Here is a 19,314-nt window from a genome sequence, read left to right as displayed (position 1 = left end):
CTGATGCGTTTGAGAGCTTTATTGCTACTAATGTTGTTAGATTAAAGAACTAGTAAGGAAATGCAAATGGATACTCATGTTTGGCTTGCTTATGTCGTCACGGCGATTTTGTTTAGTCTGGCTCCGGGCTCAGGTACCGTTAACTCAATCAGTAATGGACTAAGCTATGGCACTAAAAAGTCACTCACGTCGATCGCAGGCTTACAGCTTGGTCTTGCATTTCACATCATGCTGGTGGGCGCAGGTATTGGTGCATTAGTCGCTCAATCCGCTTTGGCATTCACCATCATCAAATGGGTGGGCGTGGTGTACCTTCTTTGGTTGGGTATTCAAAAGTGGCGTGACAACTCTAGCTTAGTTGCTTCACAAGAAAACTCGACGCTATCGAGTGGCAAGCTGCTAAGAAATGCAGTGCTTATTAACCTTACCAACCCAAAATCTATTGTGTTTTTGGTGGCTCTGTTCCCTCAATTCATCGACCCAACACAACCGCAAGCACCGCAACTGTTAGTGCTGGGCGTGACAACGGTATTTATTGATAGCGTTGTTATGTTGGTCTACACCTCATTAGCTTCACAAATGGGACGTTTTATTCGTTCAGATCGTATAATGGGTAAGATAAATAAAATCTTTGGTGGTATGTTCATGGGTTGCGGCGCATTGCTGGCTGCCGCCAAAGCCTAGTGAAAGCAATAGAGTTATAGTTAAACGAATTAGAGTTATCAAGAAATGACCGCTACCTACGTTGCTCGACAACCTATCTTAAACCGTAAGAAGAACACGCTTGGTTATGAGCTGTTGTTTCGCGACGGAGAAAGGAATGCTTATCCAGCGCATATTGAGTCTAACAGAGCAACGTATCGTCTGATTGTTGAGAACTTCTTGTCGGTCGGGCTTAACCCTTCGATCCCTTCTTCACGCTGCTTTATTAACTTCCCGTATCAAAGCCTGATTCGTCGGCTGCCTTTGAGTTTGCCGAAAGACAAGGTCGTGGTCGAGATCCTTGAAACCTGCCAGCCGACCGACGAGTTATTAGAAGCTGTTAAAGAGCTCTACCAAGCGGGTTACATGATCGCCCTTGATGACTTTACTTCGACTCCAGAATGGGAACGTTTCCTCAGATATACGCATATTGTTAAGCTCGATATCATGCAGATGGGCTTAGATGAAGCGTGTGATTTGGTTAGGGCGCATCAAGGGAAGAAATTTAGCTTTCTTGCTGAACGAGTCGAAACCGAACAAGAATTCCAGCAAGCCAAAGAGGCGGGCTTTAAGTTCTTCCAAGGCTATTTCTTTAGCAAGCCGGAAATTATCAAGACTAAGTATATTAGCCCAGAGCAAGTGATTGCGATGGAGCTATTTCAAGAGGTCTGTAAGCCGGATGTCGACTTCCAACGTGTCGAAAGCATCGTCGCGAAAGATGTCGCCTTGTCTTATAAGCTGTTGCGCTTTGTGAACACCATGTCGCCTCGTCTTGAGGTGACCATCTCGTCATTCCGTCAGGCTTTGGTTTACTTGGGGCAAGAGAAGCTGAAAATGTTTGTTTCGTTGGCGGTGGCGTCTTACGTCTCTGATAAAAAGCCAAAAGAGCTGTACGGTTTGTCTTTGCAGCGTGCACAGTTCTGCCAGCGTATGTCTCGTTATCAGGCATTTGAAGGGCATACCGAGCAAGCCTTTATGATTGGCTTATTCTCGTTGTTGGATGCACTGCTTGACTTGTCGTTAGAGAATCTCGTGGAGCAACTGCCTTTGTGTAAAAGTATTAAGGTGGCTCTGCTTCGTAGAGAGGGGCCATATGGTACCTTGCTCGCGCTTGAAGAGAGCTTTGAACATGCCGATTGGCAACAGATTGATGCGCATTGCGCTGATTTAGGATTAAGCGTGGATCAGGTAAAAACGGAGCTCACAGAAGCTCGTCGTTGGAGTCATACCGTGACCAACAAGCTCTGATGTTTCTTCGTTAAACTTTTATGACAATTGAAACGCACGCCTTGACGTGCGTTTTTTTATAACTAATATATACGCATATCCATATATGAGTATGTATTTATGCTTCCTCACCAATTTTTTAAATTACTGTCTGATGAAACGCGAGTGCGTTGCTTAATGTTGATTGTGCGCCAAGAGTGCCTTTCAGTTGGTGAGTTGACTCAGGCATTGCAAGAAAGTCAGCCAAAGGTATCACGCCACCTTGCGCAGCTGCGTTCAAGCGGCATTTTGACTGACGTTCGCCAAGGGCAATGGGTGTTCTATCGCCTTGCCAATGATTTACCGGGTTGGATGCTAAAGTTAATTGATGACCTTATCGCATCGAACTGTTTGAAAACTGAATACCAACAAGACATTGAGCGCCTAGAAGCGATGACTTCACGCCCTCAATGTTGCGTTTAAATCTATAAAAATTTATTGCCAAGATAGTTGAAGTTGCAGCTAGGCGACAAGTGAACTTCTCCCTATGAGCATAGGTTTCCTATGTGACTAGGGCGGCCGGCGATCCGGGAAGTGAATGCAGTCAACAACGCTGCTGCTTCAAATATGAAGGCAACTAACTGAGAGAAAAGAACATGACAGTCAAAGTAGGTATTAATGGTTTTGGCCGTATCGGCCGTCTAGCACTTCGCGCAGCTTTCGATTGGGAAGAGCTAGAGTTTGTACAGATTAACGATGTAGCTGGCGATACAGCAACGCTTGCACACCTTCTTGAGTTCGATTCAGTTCAAGGTCGCTGGCACCATGAAGTAACAACTGAAGGCGATGAGATGATCATAAATGGTCAGCGCATCAAAACGACCAAAGAGCGCGACATTGATGCGATCGATTGGTCTGGTTGTGATGTTGTGATTGAAGCGACAGGTGTTCACCGTAAGACTTCTTTCCTAAACAAGTACCTAGAGCAGGGCGTGAAGCGCGTTGTGGTATCGGCGCCAGTGAAAGAAGAAGACATCGCAAACATCGTGGTTGGTGTAAACGACAACATCTTCGACCCAGCAGTACATAAGATCGTGACTGCCGCGTCTTGTACTACTAACTGTATTGCACCTGTGGTTAAAGTGATCAACGAGAAGCTTGGTATTGAGAATGCATCCTTCACAACGATTCACGATCTAACTAACACGCAGACTATTCTAGATGCGCCACATAAAGACCTACGTCGTGCACGTGCTTGTGGTATGAGCCTAATCCCAACCACGACAGGTTCTGCGAAGGCGATTGTTGAGATCTTCCCTGAGCTCGAAAACCGCATCAACGGCCACGCGGTTCGTGTACCACTAGCGAACGCGTCTCTGACTGATATCATCTTCGAAGTGAAGCAAGACACGACGGCAGAAGAAGTGAACGCGATGCTGAAAGAAGCGTCTGAGAATGAATTGAAAGGCATTCTTGGCTTTGAAGAGCGTCCATTGGTGTCTATCGACTACAAAGGTGACCAACGTTCAACCATCGTAGATGCACTATCAACTATGTTGGTCGGTAAGCGCATGGTTAAGATCTACGCTTGGTACGACAACGAAATGGGTTACGCGACACGTACCGCTGAGCTAGTTCGTACTGTTGGTTTAGCATAAACCTGAGCACTTAGGAGATAACACTATGACACATCCAACATGGCAACTAGACCTTGAGCAAGGCGCGCTGATTCTGACTCCATGCCCAGGTACTAAAGACGCTGATCTTGATGCATCTCTGGCACAACTTAAAGAGCAGGGCGTTGAAGCGATCGTGACTGCGCTTGATGATGCAGAGCTTGCAAGCAAAGACGTGGCAGCACTTGGTGAGAAAGCACGTGCACTAGGCATGCAGTGGTTCCAAATCGAAATCGAAGACGACTGTGCACCGGGTGCTGAGTTTGCAGCGAAATGGTCTGCGGCAAGCCCTGAGCTACATAAAATCGTTGATAGCGGTGCGAAAGTCGCTATGCATTGTATGGGCGGTTCAGGCCGTACAGGTTTGTTCGCGGCTCACCTGCTGTTAGAAAAAGGCTGGGACCTCGACAAGATCGTTCAAGAAGTTCAAGCGCTTCGTCCAGGTGCTTTCACTAAACCTATCCAGGTTGAGTATATCAATGGCGTAGCTTCTGCGTAGCTCTTCATACTTGAACCTGCAGCGTTGTTAACTGCGCAAGTTCACCCTAATCACATAGAACACCTATGCTCATAGGGCTGAACTTGCTTGTTGCCTAGCTGCAACTCCAATTATTTTGAGTATAAGTTAAGCGGAAAGTAAGGAATTAGAGCTTTTGGACACCTATGATCTAAAAGCTCTTTTTGTTTTGATTGCAGAGATAGCATTATGTTTTCAAATCTAAGTAAGAGCGTTCGCCAATACATGTTGGTGACTTTCAACTACTGGAACTTCACCATTACTGATGGTGCACTTCGTATGCTGGTGGTCCTGTATTTCTACGACCTTGGTTACAGCTCGTTAGAGATCGCCTCACTGTTCCTTTTCTATGAATTCTTTGGCGTGGTGACGAACCTAATCGGTGGTTGGTTGGGCGCGCGTCTTGGCCTCAATAAAACCATGAACATTGGCCTCGGGATGCAAGTTTTCGCCTTGGGTATGCTCGCACTGCCCTCGGCCATGTTGACTATTCCTTGGGTGATGGCAGCGCAGGCGCTGTCAGGCATCGCTAAAGACCTCAATAAGATGAGTGCCAAGAGCTCAATTAAGACCTTAGTACCGGATGAGCAGCAAGGTGCACTTTATAAGTGGATTGCGATTCTGACCGGATCTAAGAATGCACTTAAAGGTGCAGGCTTCTTTATTGGTGGTTTATTGCTTTCAACGATTGGCTTCCAATACGCAGTGACTGCGATGGCCGTTGTACTGGCATTGGTCTTCGTTGGTAGTGTGGTGAGCCTAGAAGCGGACATGGGTAAAGCGAAAACCAAGCCTAAGTTCAAACAGATCTTCTCTAAGTCTGAATCAATCAACATTTTATCTGCTGCGCGCATGTTCCTGTTTGGTGCTCGTGACGTGTGGTTTGTAATTGCCTTGCCAATTTACCTAGGCAGTGTGTTTGGTTGGGATCACTCATTGGTTGGCGGTTTCTTAGCTGCTTGGACAATTGCTTATGGCTTTGTACAGGGCATAGCGCCGAAGATTACCGGTAAAGCCCAAGGTAAGGTGCCAGATGGACATGCCGCGCTGTTATGGGCGGGTGCGCTGGCCATGGTGACCGCTGTTATCGCTTACGCGGTACAGATTGGTTGGCAACCAGAGTTAGTTATCGTTGGCGGTTTGATGGTATTTGGTGCCATCTTTGCGGTGAATTCATCACTTCACTCATATTTGATTGTGAGTTATGCAAAAGGCGATGGCGTGTCGCTTGATGTTGGTTTCTACTATATGGCGAATGCAATGGGCCGTTTGATTAGCACAATCTTGTCGGGCTTGGTATTCCAAATGGCCGGTTTGTCTGCGTGTCTGTGGGTCTCCTTTGCATTCTTAGCGATAACGACAGCGATCTCTCTGCGTTTACCTAAGGTGCCGCAAATTTCAGCGGCATAAGCTTCAGCCGCATGAACCTCATTCGTAAAAGCTAAAGTCGCATAAGCTAGAGGCGTATGAGCTAAATTCGCGATAAGTATCTCCTTTAACACTAAGCTGACTTGGTATTTATTCCGGTCAGCTTTTTTATTGCTATAGTAGAATGATTGAATATTAATCAGGCATTTACATGAAGCAGCGAATTCTCTTTTTTGATTTAGCACGATGTGTCGCGGCCGTAGCGGTTATCGCGATTCATGTTTTGGCTCCTTATCGCAATGAATTGGGTACTATTCCTTTCGGCGAATGGCTTACCGCCGTTACGGTGAACGGTTTCAGCCGCTGGGCAGTACCTGTGTTCATCTTGATTACTGGCGCACTGATGCTGAGTGATCAGCGTCCATTTGATGCCAAATACTACCTCAAGCGACGCTTAGGCAAGGTATTGATACCTTTCATCGTCTGGTCGCTTTTCTATACCTACCTGTCGGGGTGGTCGGCTATGGGCTTTGATGCCGATGTCAGCTGGGATGTGTTGCTCAATAGCTATCATCACTACACCTATTACCACCTTGGTTTCTTCTATTATTTCATCCCTCTCTACTTTGTGATTCCTTTCTTACAGATCATGGTCAGAAAGTATGGAGATAAATCGGTCTATGCCTTTACGGCGATATGGTTGTTCACAACTTTATTGTTCTTATTGAAAATCGATGGTCCTTGGAGTCACGAATTGTGGTTGTACAGCGGGTACTTACCATTGGGTTACTTGCTGTATCAGATTGTTCCACTTAATAAGACGACTGTCGGTGTAAGTGTGTTACTTGGTGGGTTAGCGTTATTAACTACTGTCTATATGGTGGTTGATGCAAGTTTGATGGCAGAAGAGTACACGGTAGGGCGCTGGTTATCTTACAAAACGTTAAATACGGTATTAGCGGCGAGCATGGTGTTCATGGTATGTCGTTACTTTGGTGAAGGGTTATCTGAGAAGAGTAATCAAGTGGTTGGCTTTATCAGTAAACACAGCTTAGGCATTTACTTACTGCACCCGATTTTCTTGTGGCCTATGAAAGAGTTCGGTTGGTACCAAGGACATCCTGCTTGGGTTATTCCATTATGGATTGTGATCAGCGGAGCTGGTGCGTTATGGATGAGCTGGTTGGTGTCTAAGTCAGAGAAAACACGTTGGCTACTGCCTTAGCGGTGAGTGCTAAGGCTTTCTGATGGATTACTTAGACGGAAAGTTGAAGCGGCTAACGTTAGCGCTTCAATGCAAAGTGTAAGAATTTATCGCCTTGGTAGGTTAAGGTTCCTTTGTCACCTGGGTTAAGGGCGTGGAAGTAGTGGATTCCGACTTGGAATTCTCGCTTCGGACCAACCACACCACGTTGAACGTAAATCCAGTACTCTTGATCTTCTTGGCCTAGTTCTGCGTCAGGAAGGTCGATGGATTGTTTGTCTAACACCGTGACATTCACTTTCTTTTCTGGCGCATTTTCACCTTGCGAGTGTTTTCGATAGAAACCAATAAATACCCAAGCAGCTAGAGCTGCGAGTACAAAGATGGCAAAAAAGAGTGAATTAGGCATATAACCTCCATGTAGTCGTGATGGTTATTCTAGTCTTTCAAGCAATAGGGATATGTGTTTAAAGCCGTTATTCGTGAACTGTTGTAAGCCAAGCTGATTATTTTTCGGCAGACATCACATTTAATGGCCAGTTTGGGATAAAGCATTGTTATTTATTGTCTCTTTCTCTCGTAAATAACAGTGATTTTGTATAAGAATAAGGAAATACTCGACTAGAATTATAGTGTGGAGTGGGAGGGTCAAGATGACCGATATTGAAAAAGTGGTGACAAGAACTCGCAATATAGAGAAATTATTGAGGCTTCAATATCATGCCGAAGGCGAAGGATTGCATGAGCTTGTAACAAGCTGTGAAGAAAGGCTGCCGCACGATATGGTGAGCAAACTGCGTTATATTGCAACGTGTCGTAACAAGGTCGTCAATGAACATGAGGCTAAGTTGGAAGACCAACATAAGTTCATCATGATGTGTAACGACTGTGAGAAGGAACTGACTCCACGCAGTGGTCGCTTTATCTGGCGAGTTGCGATCTTACTGATGATGGCAATGACTTTAGCTGCCGCAGGTTTCTATTATGCGAACTGGGATGTGTTATCACTGCATCTGTTTTCGAAGTAAAAAAATTGAACAAAAAAGGGACGCTCATGGCGTCCCTTTTTTTATCTGTAACTTGCTTAGTACATCATCGGTAGTGTCATTAGACCTACAACTACCGCGATCATTACAAGTCCTTGTCTTTGCGAAGATGAAATCATAACACTACTCCTAAATTTGGTTGTCTCTCGCTATGTTTTAAAGAATAGCACTACTTATGGCTTTAGATCAAGAATTACTTTCGAAAGCTTTAAAAGTAGCAGAAAACTATGAGTATTTGACTTGTTTTGCTGTATTTAACTGTGTTTTATGGTGTGTTCTTATTTTGTTCGTTGTGGTTTGTATTTGTTCTAATTGATCTTAACTTATTGTTTTGTAATGGTTGTTTTGTGTAATTTATATTGTTAAAGGTTGTTAAACTGTATTAATGGGGGTTGGTGTGGTCTAGGTTTGTTTTGGTTGTTTTTTTGAGTTTTCTGCTTGGTTTTTGTGGCGATTTTTACAGGAGGTTTGGAAAAAATTGACAAAGTTGGGCTTTGAAAAAGAAAATTAACCACTTTATAAGTCTAGGCTTGGGTATCGTTTTTTATTCCTATTAATTTTGGCTTTCTTGTTTAAGATGTTGTTATTGTTTGGTTTTAATGTTGTTTTTTTAATTTTTTAGGTGTGGGGTTTGACCGTATATGGCGGTTTTTAGTGGAGCCGATAGGTTATAAGTGACCAAAATTCAAGTATGGCCACTCTAAGGCCAGTTTAAATGGGTTTCACGATGATTTGCTCTAGTTTTAAACGAATAGCCATTCTCACTGTGGTAATTGTTACGACTTCAATCTAAAGAGGCTCTTTTTAGTGGAAGCGTAATCAAGATCCAATTTTGAGGGGCTGAGGCTTTACATCAACACTCGTGTGCCTAGACTGGCGACGATTTAAAGCAATAGGGCAAATGGTATGTGGAGTTGGTTGGCGGTTTCCTTGTCTGGTATCGGAGCAATAGCAGGAACGAAACATGGACATATCGGTCAGGCCTTATCGTATAAGGTGTTTACTTTTGTATTATTAGCGATCATTGCTTTAACTCAATCTGTCGTTGCTGATTTTACCTATTGGATCGTGGCTGGGTTGGCGATCTCTGCGATTGCAGATGTCCTTCATACCGTTAGTCAAAAACGTCCTCTGCATTTTGTTTGTTTCTTGCTGGCTCAGCTCTGCTACAGCAAAGCATTTTGGTTACAGCTATCAGGAGAAATGGTCTGGTGGTTGTTCGCGCTCTTATTGGCGGCTTGTGTCGTTGCTTTCTTCTTACTGCTGCCTCGCTTAGACAAACTCGTCTTTCCTGTGGTTATCATGGGTATCGTGCTTATTCAGCTTGCATGGGCTTCTGGTGAGGTCTGGTTGCTCGATCCTCAACTGTCGCATGCGGTGGGTTTTGCTGGTTGTGCCGTGTTGCTGCTTTCGGCATTGGCGTATGCTCTAAATTTCTATCGTAGCCCAATTAAGGGTGCCTACTTTTGGGTAACGGGCAGTTACTTTGTGGCGCACGCTCTCATTGTTGCTTCCCTTACCATTTAGGGTAGAGCTAGCTTAACTCTGAGCTACATCAAGGCAGCTCAGATGAAAGTAGGTACTCTACGTCTACTTCATTAAACATGAGATAGAGTTATGACTACCGAAATTCATGCACACAACGTTTTAAACCTACTGAGTGACAAGCCACTGACTCGTGAAGAGTTGACGCAAGAGCTCGCTCAAACTTATGGCGAAGAAGCTCGTTTCCATACGTGTAAGCTGAACGGCCTGGATTTAGATGGATTGCTGAAGTTTTTCCTGAAAATGGAAAAGGTCGTGGTTATCGATGACAAGCTTTGCACTAATCGCGAACGTGTGTGTAACCACTAATTCCTAGTGACTTTGTTTTCGTGAGCCGGGAGTGGATGCGATGTTTTCGGCTCCACTCTTCAAATTATCTTTTCTTCCTGCTTTCGCAAAATTCCCTTCTAATTACATAAGTTAATCCTTTTATTACTGCGTTCGAAAATCGATGTTGAGGCTGCTATACTCCGCGCACTTACGCTTTTCGAGACAAACTTATGGAAATTTTATCTGCAGCGACCATGCTGTTTCTTATTATGGACCCGCTTGGCAATCTACCAATCGTGCTCTCTATCCTTAAGCATATTGATCCGAAGCGTCGTCGTATTGTTCTTGTTCGTGAACTGATGTTTGCACTGATAATCTTGTTGTTGTTCTTGTTTGCTGGTCAAAGCATTATGAACTTCCTGCACGTACAGCCCGAAACCTTGAGTATCTCCGGTGGTATTATTCTGTTCATCATCGCGATTAAGATGATTTTCCCAAGTGCAGGTAGTATTACTGGCTTAGCGGCGGGTGAAGAACCGTTTATCGTGCCGATGGCGATCCCTATGATTGCTGGCCCTTCAGTGATTGCGGCATTGATTCTGTTATCGACACAGCACCCTGACAACATGTTAGAGCTTTCAGCTGCAGTGATGCTGGCTTGGGGCGCTACCTTCTTTATTCTGATGTTTAATGGCTTTTTCCTGAGAGTGCTGGGTGAGAGAGGCCTTAAAGCCATCGAACGTTTGATGGGCTTGTTACTGGTTATGCTGTCGACGCAAATGTTCCTAGATGGTGTGAAAGGCTATATGGGCTAACATTAGTATTATTGCTAAATAAAAACGCCGCTCAAATGAGCGGCGTTTTTATCTCTGAGCGTAAGCTCGATTACATCATATGTTTACGACGGATATCGAGTAGGGCAAAGACTCCGAAAATCAATATTGACCACTTCTCCCAACGTGACATCTCGATCTTATCGCCGAATGCACCGATAAAAATCAGCATCTGCAGGCCGTGCATGAAGAACAAGAACGCTGTCATGATATAAAGTGCGATCGCAGCATTACCCGGAAACGGGTAGAAAATATTTACGATTAAGATAAACCAAACAAAGGCGATGGCTGCTTTTGCTAGTGGAAGCAAGAACTTCATTCAATAACTCCTATTCTTCAGTGATTCGATTGAACAGTCGGTAGCTTGACTGCCCGGTGGTCTTATCGCGATGCAATTCCCAGTTCTCTGGCATAGCTTCGAGTTTCAGTTCTTTCTCTGTCTCAACGTAAATGATGGCATTGTCTGCAAGCCAACCGTTACCCTCAAGCAGTTGTATTGTTTCTGCAAGTAAGCCTTTACGAAATGGTGGATCAAGGAAAACCATATCGTAAGGGGTACCTGGCTTCTTAAGGAAAGAGATAGCATCAGTATTTACCACATTGATGTTGTCTGCTTTAAGCTCTTTCGCGTTATCAGAAAGCTGTTTAGCTGCCTTTTGGTTCATTTCGAGCAGTGTCACCATTTTTGCTTGGCGAGAAGCTGCTTCAAAACCTAGACCGCCAGAACCGGCAAATACATCCAAGCAAGTTGAATGTGGGATATCTTGAGCCACCCAGTTAAAGAGTGTCTCTTTTACTCGGTCAATGGTTGGGCGTAATCCTTCTAAATCATGGACAGGCAGCTTTCTACCTCTCCATGAGCCACTAATAATTCGAACAAAGCCTCCGGATGGCTTTTTTTGTGATGTGTTTTGCTGGCGACGTCTTACCATAGATTTTTTGACCGCTAATTAAGTGATACTATACCGAGCCCAATTTAAGTGGGTTTGTGTATTAAATAAATTTGCAATGACAAAGTGTATCAAGCTAAAAGCAAACTTATCACTGCTTTGTCATTTTTCTTTACTATTCGTTTGTACAAGCTTGTATTGTATAACAATAGCAAAGAGTCGACGTGTATTAAGTCAATACAGCTAATTAGTAGATCTAGGAAACTCCTCTGATGACGGAAAAAAAGAAGCGCGGATTATTATCGTGGCTTGGTTTTGGTGAAGAAGAACAAAGCCCAAAAACTCAGAATGAAGCGAACGTAGAAAGCGTTGAAGATCAAACTGAAGTTGAATCGCAAGTTGAGGCTGAACAGGTCGCGCCTGAAGCTGAAGTCGCTAAGCCAACTGAATCTGAGCAAGCGCTTGAAGAAACTCAACAAGAGCTGCAACCTGTCGCAGCAGAAGCAGAAGCAGAAGCAGAAGCAGAAGCAGAGCAGGAAGAAGTGGTGTCTCCTCAAGCTAAGGTTGAAGAAGTACAAGAGAAGCCAACAGAAAGCTTCTTTGCTCGCCTTAAGCGCAGTCTTAGCCGCACTAAAGCAAACATCGGTGCGGGCTTCTTTGGTCTGTTCAAAGGCAAGCAAATCGATGAAGACCTGTTTGAAGAGCTAGAAGAGCAACTTCTGATCGCTGACGTGGGTATGAATACCACGGTTAAGATCATTGAAAACCTGACAGAAAAAGCATCTCGCAATGACCTAAAAGACGGCGAAGCACTTTATGGTCTGCTCAAAGAAGAGATGGCGGATATCCTAAGCCAAGTGGAACAGCCATTAGTGGTTGATACCACCAAAACGCCTTACGTTATCTTAATGGTTGGTGTGAACGGTGTGGGTAAGACGACTACTATCGGTAAACTGGCGAAACAATTCCAAAATGAAGGCAAGAAAGTGATGCTAGCGGCGGGTGATACCTTCCGTGCAGCAGCTGTTGAACAACTTCAGGTTTGGGGTCAGCGTAACGATGTCCCTGTTATTGCTCAACACACAGGTGCGGATAGCGCGTCAGTTATCTACGATGCAATTGAAGCGGCGAAAGCACGTGGCGTTGACGTAGTGATTGCCGATACAGCAGGTCGTTTGCAGAACAAGAGCAATCTGATGGAAGAGCTACGCAAGATTGTTCGTGTAATGAAGAAGATTGATGACTCTGCGCCGCACGAAATCATGCTAACGCTAGATGCCGGTACTGGTCAGAATGCTATCAGCCAAGCGAAACTATTCAGTGAAGTGGCTCCAGTAACGGGTATTACACTGACCAAGCTAGATGGTACAGCGAAAGGTGGCGTAATTTTCTCAATTGCTGACCAGTTCCAGATTCCAATTCGCTACATTGGCGTGGGTGAAGGTATTGATGACCTACGTCCATTTGAGTCAAAAGACTTCATTGAAGCACTATTTAGCCGCGAAGAGTAACTCGAGTAGCAAGTGGTTTATCCTTAACCTGCTATCGTTTTAAATTTGATATGAGTGATCGTAAGAGGAATTTTCGGTGATCAAATTTCAGCAAGTGAGCAAAGCCTACCGAGGCGGACGCCAAGCACTCCAAAAAGTGGACTTCCATCTCAAACGTGGAGAGATGGCATTTTTAGGCGGGCACTCCGGTGCAGGTAAAAGTACCTTGCTGAAGTTGATTTGCGCGATTGAACGCCCAACTGACGGTCGCGTTTGGTTCAACGATCACGATATCACTCGTATTCCAGCTAAAGACATTCCCTTTTTACGTCGTAATATCGGGATTGTCTTTCAAGATCATCGCCTGCTGATGGACCGATCGATTTTTGATAATGTCGCGCTGCCTATGCGTATTGAATCTATTTCTGAAAATGAAATAAAACGCCGAGTCAGTGCTGCGTTGGATAAAACCGGCTTACTCGACAAAGCCCGTTGTTTACCAAGCCAGCTTTCGGGTGGTGAACAACAACGCGTGGGTATCGCTCGCGCTGTAGTAAACCGCCCAACTCTGCTTTTAGCCGATGAACCGACTGGTAACCTAGATCCTGAGTTATCCAACCGTGTATTGCGGTTGTTTGAAGAGTTCAACCGCGCAGGTGTGACGATCATCCTAGCAACACACGATATCGGGTTAGTGAACACTCGCCCTCAATATCGTCATCTTGAATTAAACCAAGGTTTTTTGAGCGAGGTTGAAGACTATGGCCGCGAATAAGCGCATCAAGAAACCTCAATCCAATCGAGCTGCAAACCGCGCTTCAAGCGATGGCTTCTTTGTTGTTCATTGGAAACAAGCCAAGTCATCGTTCTCGGAAATGTGGCAGCGTCCGTTAGGCAATTTGCTGACCCTTGCAGTGATCTCAATGGCTTTGGCGATGCCAGCTTGTTTGTACCTATTGGGTAAAAATGTTGGTGAAGTGGCGAAAGATGTCACTAGTCCGTCACAAATAAGTGCTTATGTAGAGGATGGTATTCCTGAGCCTCGAGTCATGGTGCTTAAGGATGAAATCGAAAGTTTGGATCAAGTCGAGTTAGTGGAGTACATTTCGCCGCAGCAAGGCCTTGAAGACCTCAGCCAGTATTCTGGGTTTGAAGATGCTCTAACCATCCTAGACGATTATTCACTGCCGGGTGTGCTGGTGATTACGCCAAGCGTACACAGCGATACCCAAATAAAAGAATTGGCAGGCACAGTTAAACAACAAGAATTAGTCACCGATGTTCGCCTAGACGAAGATTGGTTAGCTCGATTAGATGCTATCAAAGCATTAGCGGCTGTGATCGTGATTACCTTAACGGTATTAATGCTAGGCGCAGTATTTTTGATTATCGGCAATACATTGCGATTTAATGTATTGGCGCATAAAGAAGAGATTCAAACCATGAAGCTGATTGGTGCGACTGACAGCTATATTCTTCGACCATACCTTTATGCGGGTATGTGGTTTGGCGTTTTAGGTTCGATTAGCGCGTGGGTAATGACGGCATTGATTACCGTATTACTGAACAGTGCTGTGGATGATTTGGCTCAGCTATACGATAGTCATTTCCGTTTAATTGGCCTGAGTTGGGATGAATCTTTACTGCTTTTGATCGTCGGAACGCTGCTTGGTAGTGTGGCTGCGAAGCTTTCAGCACAGCGTCACCTAAAAGAAATTGAACCAGTTTAGGTGAATAGAGTCATATTTAGACGAAAAATAGGCACTTCTTAACCAGCTTTTGCCTTGTATAGACGAATTGATTATGCATAATTACTTCCCCCTCCTTGAAACCTGTTCATTTTAGGTTCAAGATTGTCGGGTTTTAATAGATGTATTACTCCAGATCAGAGATTGATGAGGAACCGAATGGCAAACCAAGCGTATCAAATGGCTTTAGTCACACAAGATAGTTTAGATAGCTATATCCGCTCAGCGAACAGCTATCCAATGCTGACACCTGAAGAGGAACGTGGACTTGCAGAGCGATTACATTACAAAGGTGAGATCGACGCTGCGAAAGGCTTGATCCTTTCCCACCTACGATTCGTGGTGCACGTTGCAAGAGGCTACTCTGGCTACGGGCTGCCAATGGCTGATCTCGTCCAAGAAGGTAACATCGGCTTGATGAAGGCTGTTAAGCGCTTCAATCCAGAAGTTGGTGTTCGTCTGGTCTCGTTTGCTGTTCACTGGATCAAAGCTGAAATCCATGAATACGTTCTACGTAACTGGCGTATCGTTAAAATTGCGACTACTAAGGCACAGCGTAAACTGTTCTTTAACCTTCGTAAGTCTAAAAAGCGTTTAGGTTGGTTTAATAACGGTGAAGTTGAGACGGTTGCTCGCGAACTGGGTGTTGAACCTTCAGAAGTTCGTGAGATGGAATCTCGCTTAGCAGCACAAGATGCGACGTTTGAAGCGCCTATGGACGATGACGATGGCGGTTCTGCTTATACCGCTCCAGTTTATTACCTAGAAGACAAAGCATCAGACGTTGCTGAAACGGTTGAAGCGGCTAACTGGGAGTCACACACCAATAATCGCCTAGGGCTAGCACTAGCAAGCTTGGACGAGCGTAGCCAACATATTGTTCGCTCACGTTGGTTAGATGACAACAAAGCAACGCTACAAGATTTAGCGGATACCTACAGCATTTCTGCAGAGCGTGTTCGCCAGTTAGAGAAGAATGCGATGAAGAAACTGAAACAAGCCGTTGGTGATTTCTAATAGCATTTAGTTTCTAAAAATATTTGGTATCTAATAGTAGCTAGCAAATAGCTGAATTTTTAAAAGGCCGAGATCGAGAGATCTCGGCCTTTTTGTTTTGGATCGATTTCTCAACTTTTGCGATCGAAATTTGCAAATTGATTTTGTGGATAACTCTGTGAGAAGTTTATTCGTCAGCTGTCTAAAAGCAGGGTGTAGTAAGGCTTTGACGGGGTTTTTCGAGTGGGGATATGTTTCAGTTAACCCACAGTTAGATCAGGATCATTACTACATGTTGTGGATCTATTTTTGAAAAGACACTTTATTCACGCAATTCACAGATTTATCCACAAATGGTGTAAAAGTGATCGCTGGTGGATAACCTTATTAAGTGGATGTGATTGTTAGCCTTGGGATAGGTTACAATGGCAGCAAAGTAAATCAGTATAAAAAGAGAAAGTCATGGACCAGTTTAAACATATCGACGTTAAAGGTGCTCAAGCCCTCATTGAGCAAGGCGAAGCCCGACTTGTCGATATACGTGACCCGCAGTCTTTTGCGGTTGCCCATTCAAAAACAGCCTACCATCTGACTAACGATACAATGGTGTCGTTCATGGATGAGGTTGAGTTCGAACAACCTATCTTGGTGATGTGCTATCACGGTATTAGTAGCCAAGGTGCAGCACAATATTTAGTGAACCAAGGCTTTGAAGAGGTATATAGTGTAGACGGCGGTTTCGAAGCTTGGCACCGTGCTGAACTTCCTGTGATTGCTGGTTAATTACCTTTATCGCTTCAAGCATCTCTCATAGCATGAATAGGAAGTAACAATGATTAGATTGATGGTGTTAGACAACCCACGTCTTGCTCAAGCATTTATTGATTATATGGCGTCTCGTCAGATCCCTATTCAGATGTCTCCTGAGGGTGAAGGGCGTTTTGCTCTTTGGCTTATTGATGGTCAATTTCAGGTGGAAACTGAAGCTGAGCTCAACCGCTTTTTGTCGGAACCCAATCATAAGCGTTATCAAGCGGCGTCTTGGGATATGGCAGAGACTAGAAAGAGCAACTTTCATTACCACACGCCAAGCTTCATGGGCATGATAAAAGCCAAAGCTGGCCCAGTAACACTGAGTATCATGTCGGTGTGTGTGGTGATTTTTGCTTTGCAGCAGATAGGTTTCGGGCAAGCGATTTTTAACGCATTGCATTTCCCTGCGGTTGATGGGCAGCAATGGCAATTGTGGCGCTGGCTCAGTCATGCTGTTTTGCATTTCTCAGTTATGCACATCGCATTTAATATCTTGTGGTGGTGGCAACTGGGTGGAGATATTGAGAAAAAGTTAGGCGGTCTTAAGTTACTGCAAATATTTGCTGTCTCTTCTGCGCTTTCTGGTGCTGGTCAATATTGGGTTGAAGGTGCTAACTTCGGTGGACTGTCTGGTGTGGTGTATGCCTTGGTTGGTTACCTATGGGTAGTTGGCGCCAAAGCACCACAACTTGGGTTGGGTATTCCAAGACAGATCGTCGGCTTTATGTTGGTGTGGTTGGTACTTGGCTACATGCAACCGTTTATGGCGATCGCTAACACGGCACATTTAGCTGGCCTAGCCGCTGGTGTCATGATTGGTTTTATCGATGCAATGAAAGCACCAAGCTCGGCAAGAAGCTAACTCATGTCTTCTAATGGGTAGCTAAACGATAGAGACAAAAAAGCGGCCAGATGAGCCGCTTTTTTATTGGGATTCGTTTACATCATTACTGATAAAGGTATTTGGTAAACAGTAAGTCAGCAATGAGGGTTTTACCTGTCTCCGGAAGCAAAATCTTGTTGAGGTGCTCAACTAAGGATTTTCTTAGGTCTTCACGGCCAGACAGAGACTTAATGGTTTCTTCATTTTGTTTACCAAGCAACTCAATTACCGCATCACGAATAAGTGGTTGGTGATGCTCAATGGCGGCTAAGTCGTTACTATTTGCAACCATGATATCGAGACGAACCTGAATGTAGCCCAACTTTTTACCTTTAGTGTAAAAATTGGTAGTCAGGTCTGGCTCTAGTGTGAAGTAGGCGAGTTTGGGTGCCGATTCTTCTTCAGCGAAACTTGATGCTGAAAAGAGTAGGGTAATCGCAAGAAATATTTGGGCTACATAACGTTTGTGCATATTTGTGACTTTTCTTTAGTTTATTCGCGATATTCGAAACGCATTAGTCTTGTTACAATGAGCGGTCTAAATCTAAATACGTTTACAATTCGAAGAGCGCTTTAATTTTGTTCGAAAGTTGAAGCTTTATTGTACGTGTAAAGTCACCTATTGAATACTAGTATGAATCAGCCAATATCGCTGTATCTTAATTCGTTAATGAATGTAGATTGGCAAAGTACAGAAACATTTGATTTTCCTAATGAAACCACCAAAGAGTGGCTGATGGAGCAAGGTTCTCTTTCCCGCAAATTGGGCAAGAGCTGTCAGCACCTATCTGTTGAGTTGCTTCATAATCAAGTTGTAGAACGCTCATTGCTACAACAGGACGAGGAAGATCTTTTATCATCGTTCGATTGCTTACTGCGTAAAGTCATATTGAAGGGTGATGATGAGCCGTGGGTGTTAGGTCGAACCTTGATTCCCCGAGTCACGCTAGAAGATCATCAGCACTCTGACCTTTCTCAACAAGGCAATGTTCCGCTTGGATTAACTGTTTTCAGTGCTGAGAACGTGGAGAGAGATGCGCTGCAAGTCGGTTGGGTTATCGCAGGTGATGAGCGATTACTCGCGCGCCGTTCTCGACTATGGATGAACCATAAACCGATGCTTGTGGCAGAACTGTTTTTACCCACAGCCCCAATTTACTCTAAGGAGAGTGTGTAAATGCTTGCCACCAAAGCGAAGGCGTATTGGCAATTAACGCGAATGAATCGTCCGATTGGTACCCTATTGCTCCTTTGGCCTACCTTGTGGTCGCTGATTATCGCCGCGCAAGGTATGCCCGATTTTGATGTCTTGGTTGTTTTTGTTCTCGGCGTAGTATTGATGCGTTCAGCTGGCTGTGTGATCAATGATTTTGCTGACCGTAAAGTGGATGGTCATGTTAAACGCACCAAGCAGCGTCCATTACCTTCTGGTTTAGTTTCCAGCAAGGAAGCTATTCTGCTCTTTTTAGTGTTAGCCGTGGTTTCATTCTTGCTGGTACTGACCATGAACCCACTGACCATTAAGCTCTCTTTTATTGGGGTTGGTCTAGCGTTTATTTATCCTTTCATGAAGCGTTTTACGCATCTTCCACAGCTGTTCCTTGGCTTGGCGTTTAGCTGGGCGATACCAATGGCATGGGCTGCACAAACCAGTGATCTACCAAGTATCGTTTGGTTTATCTTCGTGATTAATGCGCTGTGGACAATCGCTTACGACACCCAATATGCGATGGTTGACCGAGACGATGATCTTAAGGTTGGTATCAAGTCGACAGCGATTTTGTTTGGCCGTTTCGACAAGCTGATTGTGGGTGCTTTGCAACTCGTCACCCTAGCGATGCTGATTGCGTTAGGCATGCATTACCAACTAGGTGATACCTTCTATTGGGCATTGTTGGTCGCAGGAAGCTTGTTTGTGTATCAACAACATCTGATGCGCCACCGTGATCGTGACCTCTGCTTTCAAGCCTTTCTCAACAACAATTATGTTGGAATGGCAGTAACCGTAGGCTTGTTCATTACCTTCTGGTAAGCATCAACTTTTTGAGTTAACAAATGCTAAAGAAAAAGGCACCCATTGGGTGCCTTTTTTGATCGTGTTCCGTTTTGCTATTAAAGCTATGCCAA

The 19,314-nt window shown here is 44.5% G+C and carries 23 protein-coding genes; 19 read left to right on the top strand and 4 right to left on the bottom strand.

Annotated features, from left to right (window positions below):
• Positions 1-66: 66 nt before the first annotated feature.
• From rhtB to OCV56_RS15465, 7 genes are all read left to right on the top strand, one after another.
• Positions 67-684 (top strand): homoserine/homoserine lactone efflux protein, encoded by a 618-nt coding sequence (gene rhtB, locus OCV56_RS15495; RefSeq protein ID WP_086713417.1) that lies wholly within the window; start codon positions 67-69, stop codon positions 682-684.
• A 45-nt stretch (positions 685-729) separates the two neighbouring features.
• Positions 730-1,950, top strand: a complete 1,221-nt coding sequence (locus OCV56_RS15490; protein ID WP_086713418.1) for an EAL and HDOD domain-containing protein — start codon at positions 730-732, stop codon at positions 1,948-1,950.
• 99 nt (positions 1,951-2,049) lie between these two features.
• On the top strand, positions 2,050-2,391 hold the full coding sequence (locus OCV56_RS15485) for an ArsR/SmtB family transcription factor (protein ID WP_086713419.1): 342 nt from the start codon (positions 2,050-2,052) through the stop codon (positions 2,389-2,391).
• A 173-nt stretch (positions 2,392-2,564) separates the two neighbouring features.
• Positions 2,565-3,566 (top strand): ArsJ-associated glyceraldehyde-3-phosphate dehydrogenase, encoded by a 1,002-nt coding sequence (locus tag OCV56_RS15480; protein WP_086713420.1) that lies wholly within the window; start codon positions 2,565-2,567, stop codon positions 3,564-3,566.
• 25 nt (positions 3,567-3,591) lie between these two features.
• Positions 3,592-4,083, top strand: coding sequence for a cyclin-dependent kinase inhibitor 3 family protein (locus tag OCV56_RS15475; protein ID WP_086713421.1), 492 nt, complete (start codon positions 3,592-3,594; stop codon positions 4,081-4,083).
• 207 nt (positions 4,084-4,290) lie between these two features.
• A complete protein-coding gene (gene arsJ / locus OCV56_RS15470) occupies positions 4,291-5,511 on the top strand; it encodes an organoarsenical effux MFS transporter ArsJ (RefSeq protein ID WP_086713422.1) in 1,221 nt (406 codons plus the stop codon).
• Positions 5,512-5,680: 169 nt separating this feature from the next.
• Positions 5,681-6,694 (top strand): acyltransferase, encoded by a 1,014-nt coding sequence (locus tag OCV56_RS15465; RefSeq protein ID WP_086713423.1) that lies wholly within the window; start codon positions 5,681-5,683, stop codon positions 6,692-6,694.
• Positions 6,695-6,752: 58 nt separating this feature from the next.
• On the opposite strand, the gene OCV56_RS15460 is transcribed toward OCV56_RS15465, so the two are convergent.
• Positions 6,753-7,082, bottom strand: a complete 330-nt coding sequence (locus tag OCV56_RS15460; protein ID WP_086713424.1) for a DUF2500 domain-containing protein — start codon at positions 7,080-7,082, stop codon at positions 6,753-6,755.
• A gap of 244 nt (positions 7,083-7,326) precedes the next feature.
• On the opposite strand from OCV56_RS15460, the gene OCV56_RS15455 reads away from it, so the two are divergent.
• From OCV56_RS15455 to OCV56_RS15440, 4 genes are all read left to right on the top strand, one after another.
• Positions 7,327-7,701, top strand: a complete 375-nt coding sequence (locus tag OCV56_RS15455; protein ID WP_086713425.1) for a DUF4145 domain-containing protein — start codon at positions 7,327-7,329, stop codon at positions 7,699-7,701.
• Between the two features lie 924 nt (positions 7,702-8,625).
• The gene (locus OCV56_RS15450) at positions 8,626-9,246 is read left to right on the top strand and encodes a lysoplasmalogenase (protein WP_086713426.1); all 621 of its coding nucleotides are present in this window, start codon (positions 8,626-8,628) and stop codon (positions 9,244-9,246) included.
• A gap of 90 nt (positions 9,247-9,336) precedes the next feature.
• Positions 9,337-9,573 (top strand): YecH family metal-binding protein, encoded by a 237-nt coding sequence (locus OCV56_RS15445; RefSeq protein WP_086713427.1) that lies wholly within the window; start codon positions 9,337-9,339, stop codon positions 9,571-9,573.
• 191 nt (positions 9,574-9,764) lie between these two features.
• The gene (locus OCV56_RS15440; protein WP_048658880.1) at positions 9,765-10,349 is read left to right on the top strand and encodes a YhgN family NAAT transporter; all 585 of its coding nucleotides are present in this window, start codon (positions 9,765-9,767) and stop codon (positions 10,347-10,349) included.
• A 70-nt stretch (positions 10,350-10,419) separates the two neighbouring features.
• Here OCV56_RS15440 and OCV56_RS15435 read toward each other — a convergent pair whose 3' ends face one another.
• Positions 10,420-10,686: a DUF1145 domain-containing protein gene (locus tag OCV56_RS15435; RefSeq protein ID WP_016784000.1), complete on the bottom strand. Its 267-nt coding sequence runs from the start codon at positions 10,684-10,686 to the stop codon at positions 10,420-10,422.
• Between the two features lie 10 nt (positions 10,687-10,696).
• Positions 10,697-11,299 carry a 16S rRNA (guanine(966)-N(2))-methyltransferase RsmD gene (rsmD, locus tag OCV56_RS15430; protein WP_086713428.1) on the bottom strand — a complete coding sequence of 201 codons (603 nt, stop codon included), beginning with the start codon at positions 11,297-11,299 and terminating at the stop codon, positions 10,697-10,699.
• 230 nt (positions 11,300-11,529) lie between these two features.
• On the opposite strand from rsmD, the gene ftsY reads away from it, so the two are divergent.
• The 6 genes from ftsY to glpG all read left to right on the top strand — a co-directional run bounded on the left by ftsY (position 11,530) and on the right by glpG (position 17,166).
• On the top strand, positions 11,530-12,768 hold the full coding sequence (gene ftsY / locus OCV56_RS15425) for a signal recognition particle-docking protein FtsY (protein ID WP_086713429.1): 1,239 nt from the start codon (positions 11,530-11,532) through the stop codon (positions 12,766-12,768).
• 76 nt (positions 12,769-12,844) lie between these two features.
• A complete protein-coding gene (gene ftsE / locus OCV56_RS15420) occupies positions 12,845-13,522 on the top strand; it encodes a cell division ATP-binding protein FtsE (protein ID WP_004736585.1) in 678 nt (225 codons plus the stop codon).
• Positions 13,509-14,477: a permease-like cell division protein FtsX gene (ftsX, locus tag OCV56_RS15415; protein ID WP_086713430.1), complete on the top strand. Its 969-nt coding sequence runs from the start codon at positions 13,509-13,511 to the stop codon at positions 14,475-14,477. The genes ftsE and ftsX overlap by 14 nt, the downstream gene beginning before the upstream one ends.
• 177 nt (positions 14,478-14,654) lie before the next feature.
• Positions 14,655-15,512 carry an RNA polymerase sigma factor RpoH gene (rpoH, locus tag OCV56_RS15410; protein WP_017055518.1) on the top strand — a complete coding sequence of 286 codons (858 nt, stop codon included), beginning with the start codon at positions 14,655-14,657 and terminating at the stop codon, positions 15,510-15,512.
• Positions 15,513-15,953: 441 nt separating this feature from the next.
• Entirely contained in the window at positions 15,954-16,274 is a 321-nt protein-coding gene (gene glpE, locus OCV56_RS15405; RefSeq protein WP_004736711.1) for a thiosulfate sulfurtransferase GlpE, read from the top strand.
• 49 nt (positions 16,275-16,323) lie between these two features.
• Positions 16,324-17,166, top strand: coding sequence for a rhomboid family intramembrane serine protease GlpG (glpG, locus tag OCV56_RS15400; RefSeq protein ID WP_086713431.1), 843 nt, complete (start codon positions 16,324-16,326; stop codon positions 17,164-17,166).
• 85 nt (positions 17,167-17,251) lie between these two features.
• Here glpG and OCV56_RS15395 read toward each other — a convergent pair whose 3' ends face one another.
• The gene (locus OCV56_RS15395) at positions 17,252-17,659 is read right to left on the bottom strand and encodes a flagellar basal body-associated protein FliL (RefSeq protein WP_076651413.1); all 408 of its coding nucleotides are present in this window, start codon (positions 17,657-17,659) and stop codon (positions 17,252-17,254) included.
• A gap of 162 nt (positions 17,660-17,821) precedes the next feature.
• Between OCV56_RS15395 and OCV56_RS15390 the strand changes: the two genes are divergently transcribed.
• Both OCV56_RS15390 and ubiA read left to right on the top strand, forming a co-directional pair.
• On the top strand, positions 17,822-18,364 hold the full coding sequence (locus OCV56_RS15390) for a chorismate lyase (RefSeq protein WP_167373173.1): 543 nt from the start codon (positions 17,822-17,824) through the stop codon (positions 18,362-18,364).
• Positions 18,365-19,219, top strand: a complete 855-nt coding sequence (gene ubiA / locus OCV56_RS15385; RefSeq protein ID WP_086713433.1) for a 4-hydroxybenzoate octaprenyltransferase — start codon at positions 18,365-18,367, stop codon at positions 19,217-19,219. It abuts the gene before it with no gap.
• Positions 19,220-19,314 lie beyond the last annotated feature (95 nt).

Source organism: Vibrio gigantis (assembly GCF_024347515.1).
Classification (GTDB): Bacteria; Pseudomonadota; Gammaproteobacteria; order Enterobacterales; family Vibrionaceae; genus Vibrio; species Vibrio gigantis.
The sequence above is the reverse complement of the archived record's forward strand: the minus strand, read 5'-3'. Positions and strand labels throughout refer to the sequence as shown.

Bases quoted from the DNA above. Each gene is read 5' to 3' on its own strand.
- rpoH (WP_017055518.1), top strand. From the start codon at position 14,655: ATGGCAAACCAAGCGTATCAAATGGCTTTAGTCACACAAGATAGTTTA.
- OCV56_RS15455 (WP_086713425.1), top strand. From the start codon at position 7,327: ATGACCGATATTGAAAAAGTGGTGACAAGAACTCGCAATATAGAGAAA.
- glpE (WP_004736711.1), top strand. From the start codon at position 15,954: ATGGACCAGTTTAAACATATCGACGTTAAAGGTGCTCAAGCCCTCATT.
- OCV56_RS15490 (WP_086713418.1), top strand. From the start codon at position 730: ATGACCGCTACCTACGTTGCTCGACAACCTATCTTAAACCGTAAGAAG.
- ubiA (WP_086713433.1), top strand. From the start codon at position 18,365: ATGCTTGCCACCAAAGCGAAGGCGTATTGGCAATTAACGCGAATGAAT.
- glpG (WP_086713431.1), top strand. From the start codon at position 16,324: ATGATTAGATTGATGGTGTTAGACAACCCACGTCTTGCTCAAGCATTT.
- OCV56_RS15435 (WP_016784000.1), bottom strand. From the start codon at position 10,686: ATGAAGTTCTTGCTTCCACTAGCAAAAGCAGCCATCGCCTTTGTTTGG.
- arsJ (WP_086713422.1), top strand. From the start codon at position 4,291: ATGTTTTCAAATCTAAGTAAGAGCGTTCGCCAATACATGTTGGTGACT.
- ftsX (WP_086713430.1), top strand. From the start codon at position 13,509: ATGGCCGCGAATAAGCGCATCAAGAAACCTCAATCCAATCGAGCTGCA.
- OCV56_RS15390 (WP_167373173.1), top strand. From the start codon at position 17,822: ATGAATCAGCCAATATCGCTGTATCTTAATTCGTTAATGAATGTAGAT.
- ftsY (WP_086713429.1), top strand. From the start codon at position 11,530: ATGACGGAAAAAAAGAAGCGCGGATTATTATCGTGGCTTGGTTTTGGT.
- OCV56_RS15475 (WP_086713421.1), top strand. From the start codon at position 3,592: ATGACACATCCAACATGGCAACTAGACCTTGAGCAAGGCGCGCTGATT.
- OCV56_RS15445 (WP_086713427.1), top strand. From the start codon at position 9,337: ATGACTACCGAAATTCATGCACACAACGTTTTAAACCTACTGAGTGAC.
- OCV56_RS15395 (WP_076651413.1), bottom strand. From the start codon at position 17,659: ATGCACAAACGTTATGTAGCCCAAATATTTCTTGCGATTACCCTACTC.
- OCV56_RS15440 (WP_048658880.1), top strand. From the start codon at position 9,765: ATGGAAATTTTATCTGCAGCGACCATGCTGTTTCTTATTATGGACCCG.
- OCV56_RS15465 (WP_086713423.1), top strand. From the start codon at position 5,681: ATGAAGCAGCGAATTCTCTTTTTTGATTTAGCACGATGTGTCGCGGCC.
- OCV56_RS15480 (WP_086713420.1), top strand. From the start codon at position 2,565: ATGACAGTCAAAGTAGGTATTAATGGTTTTGGCCGTATCGGCCGTCTA.
- OCV56_RS15460 (WP_086713424.1), bottom strand. From the start codon at position 7,082: ATGCCTAATTCACTCTTTTTTGCCATCTTTGTACTCGCAGCTCTAGCT.
- OCV56_RS15450 (WP_086713426.1), top strand. From the start codon at position 8,626: ATGTGGAGTTGGTTGGCGGTTTCCTTGTCTGGTATCGGAGCAATAGCA.
- OCV56_RS15485 (WP_086713419.1), top strand. From the start codon at position 2,050: ATGCTTCCTCACCAATTTTTTAAATTACTGTCTGATGAAACGCGAGTG.
- rhtB (WP_086713417.1), top strand. From the start codon at position 67: ATGGATACTCATGTTTGGCTTGCTTATGTCGTCACGGCGATTTTGTTT.
- rsmD (WP_086713428.1), bottom strand. From the start codon at position 11,299: ATGGTAAGACGTCGCCAGCAAAACACATCACAAAAAAAGCCATCCGGA.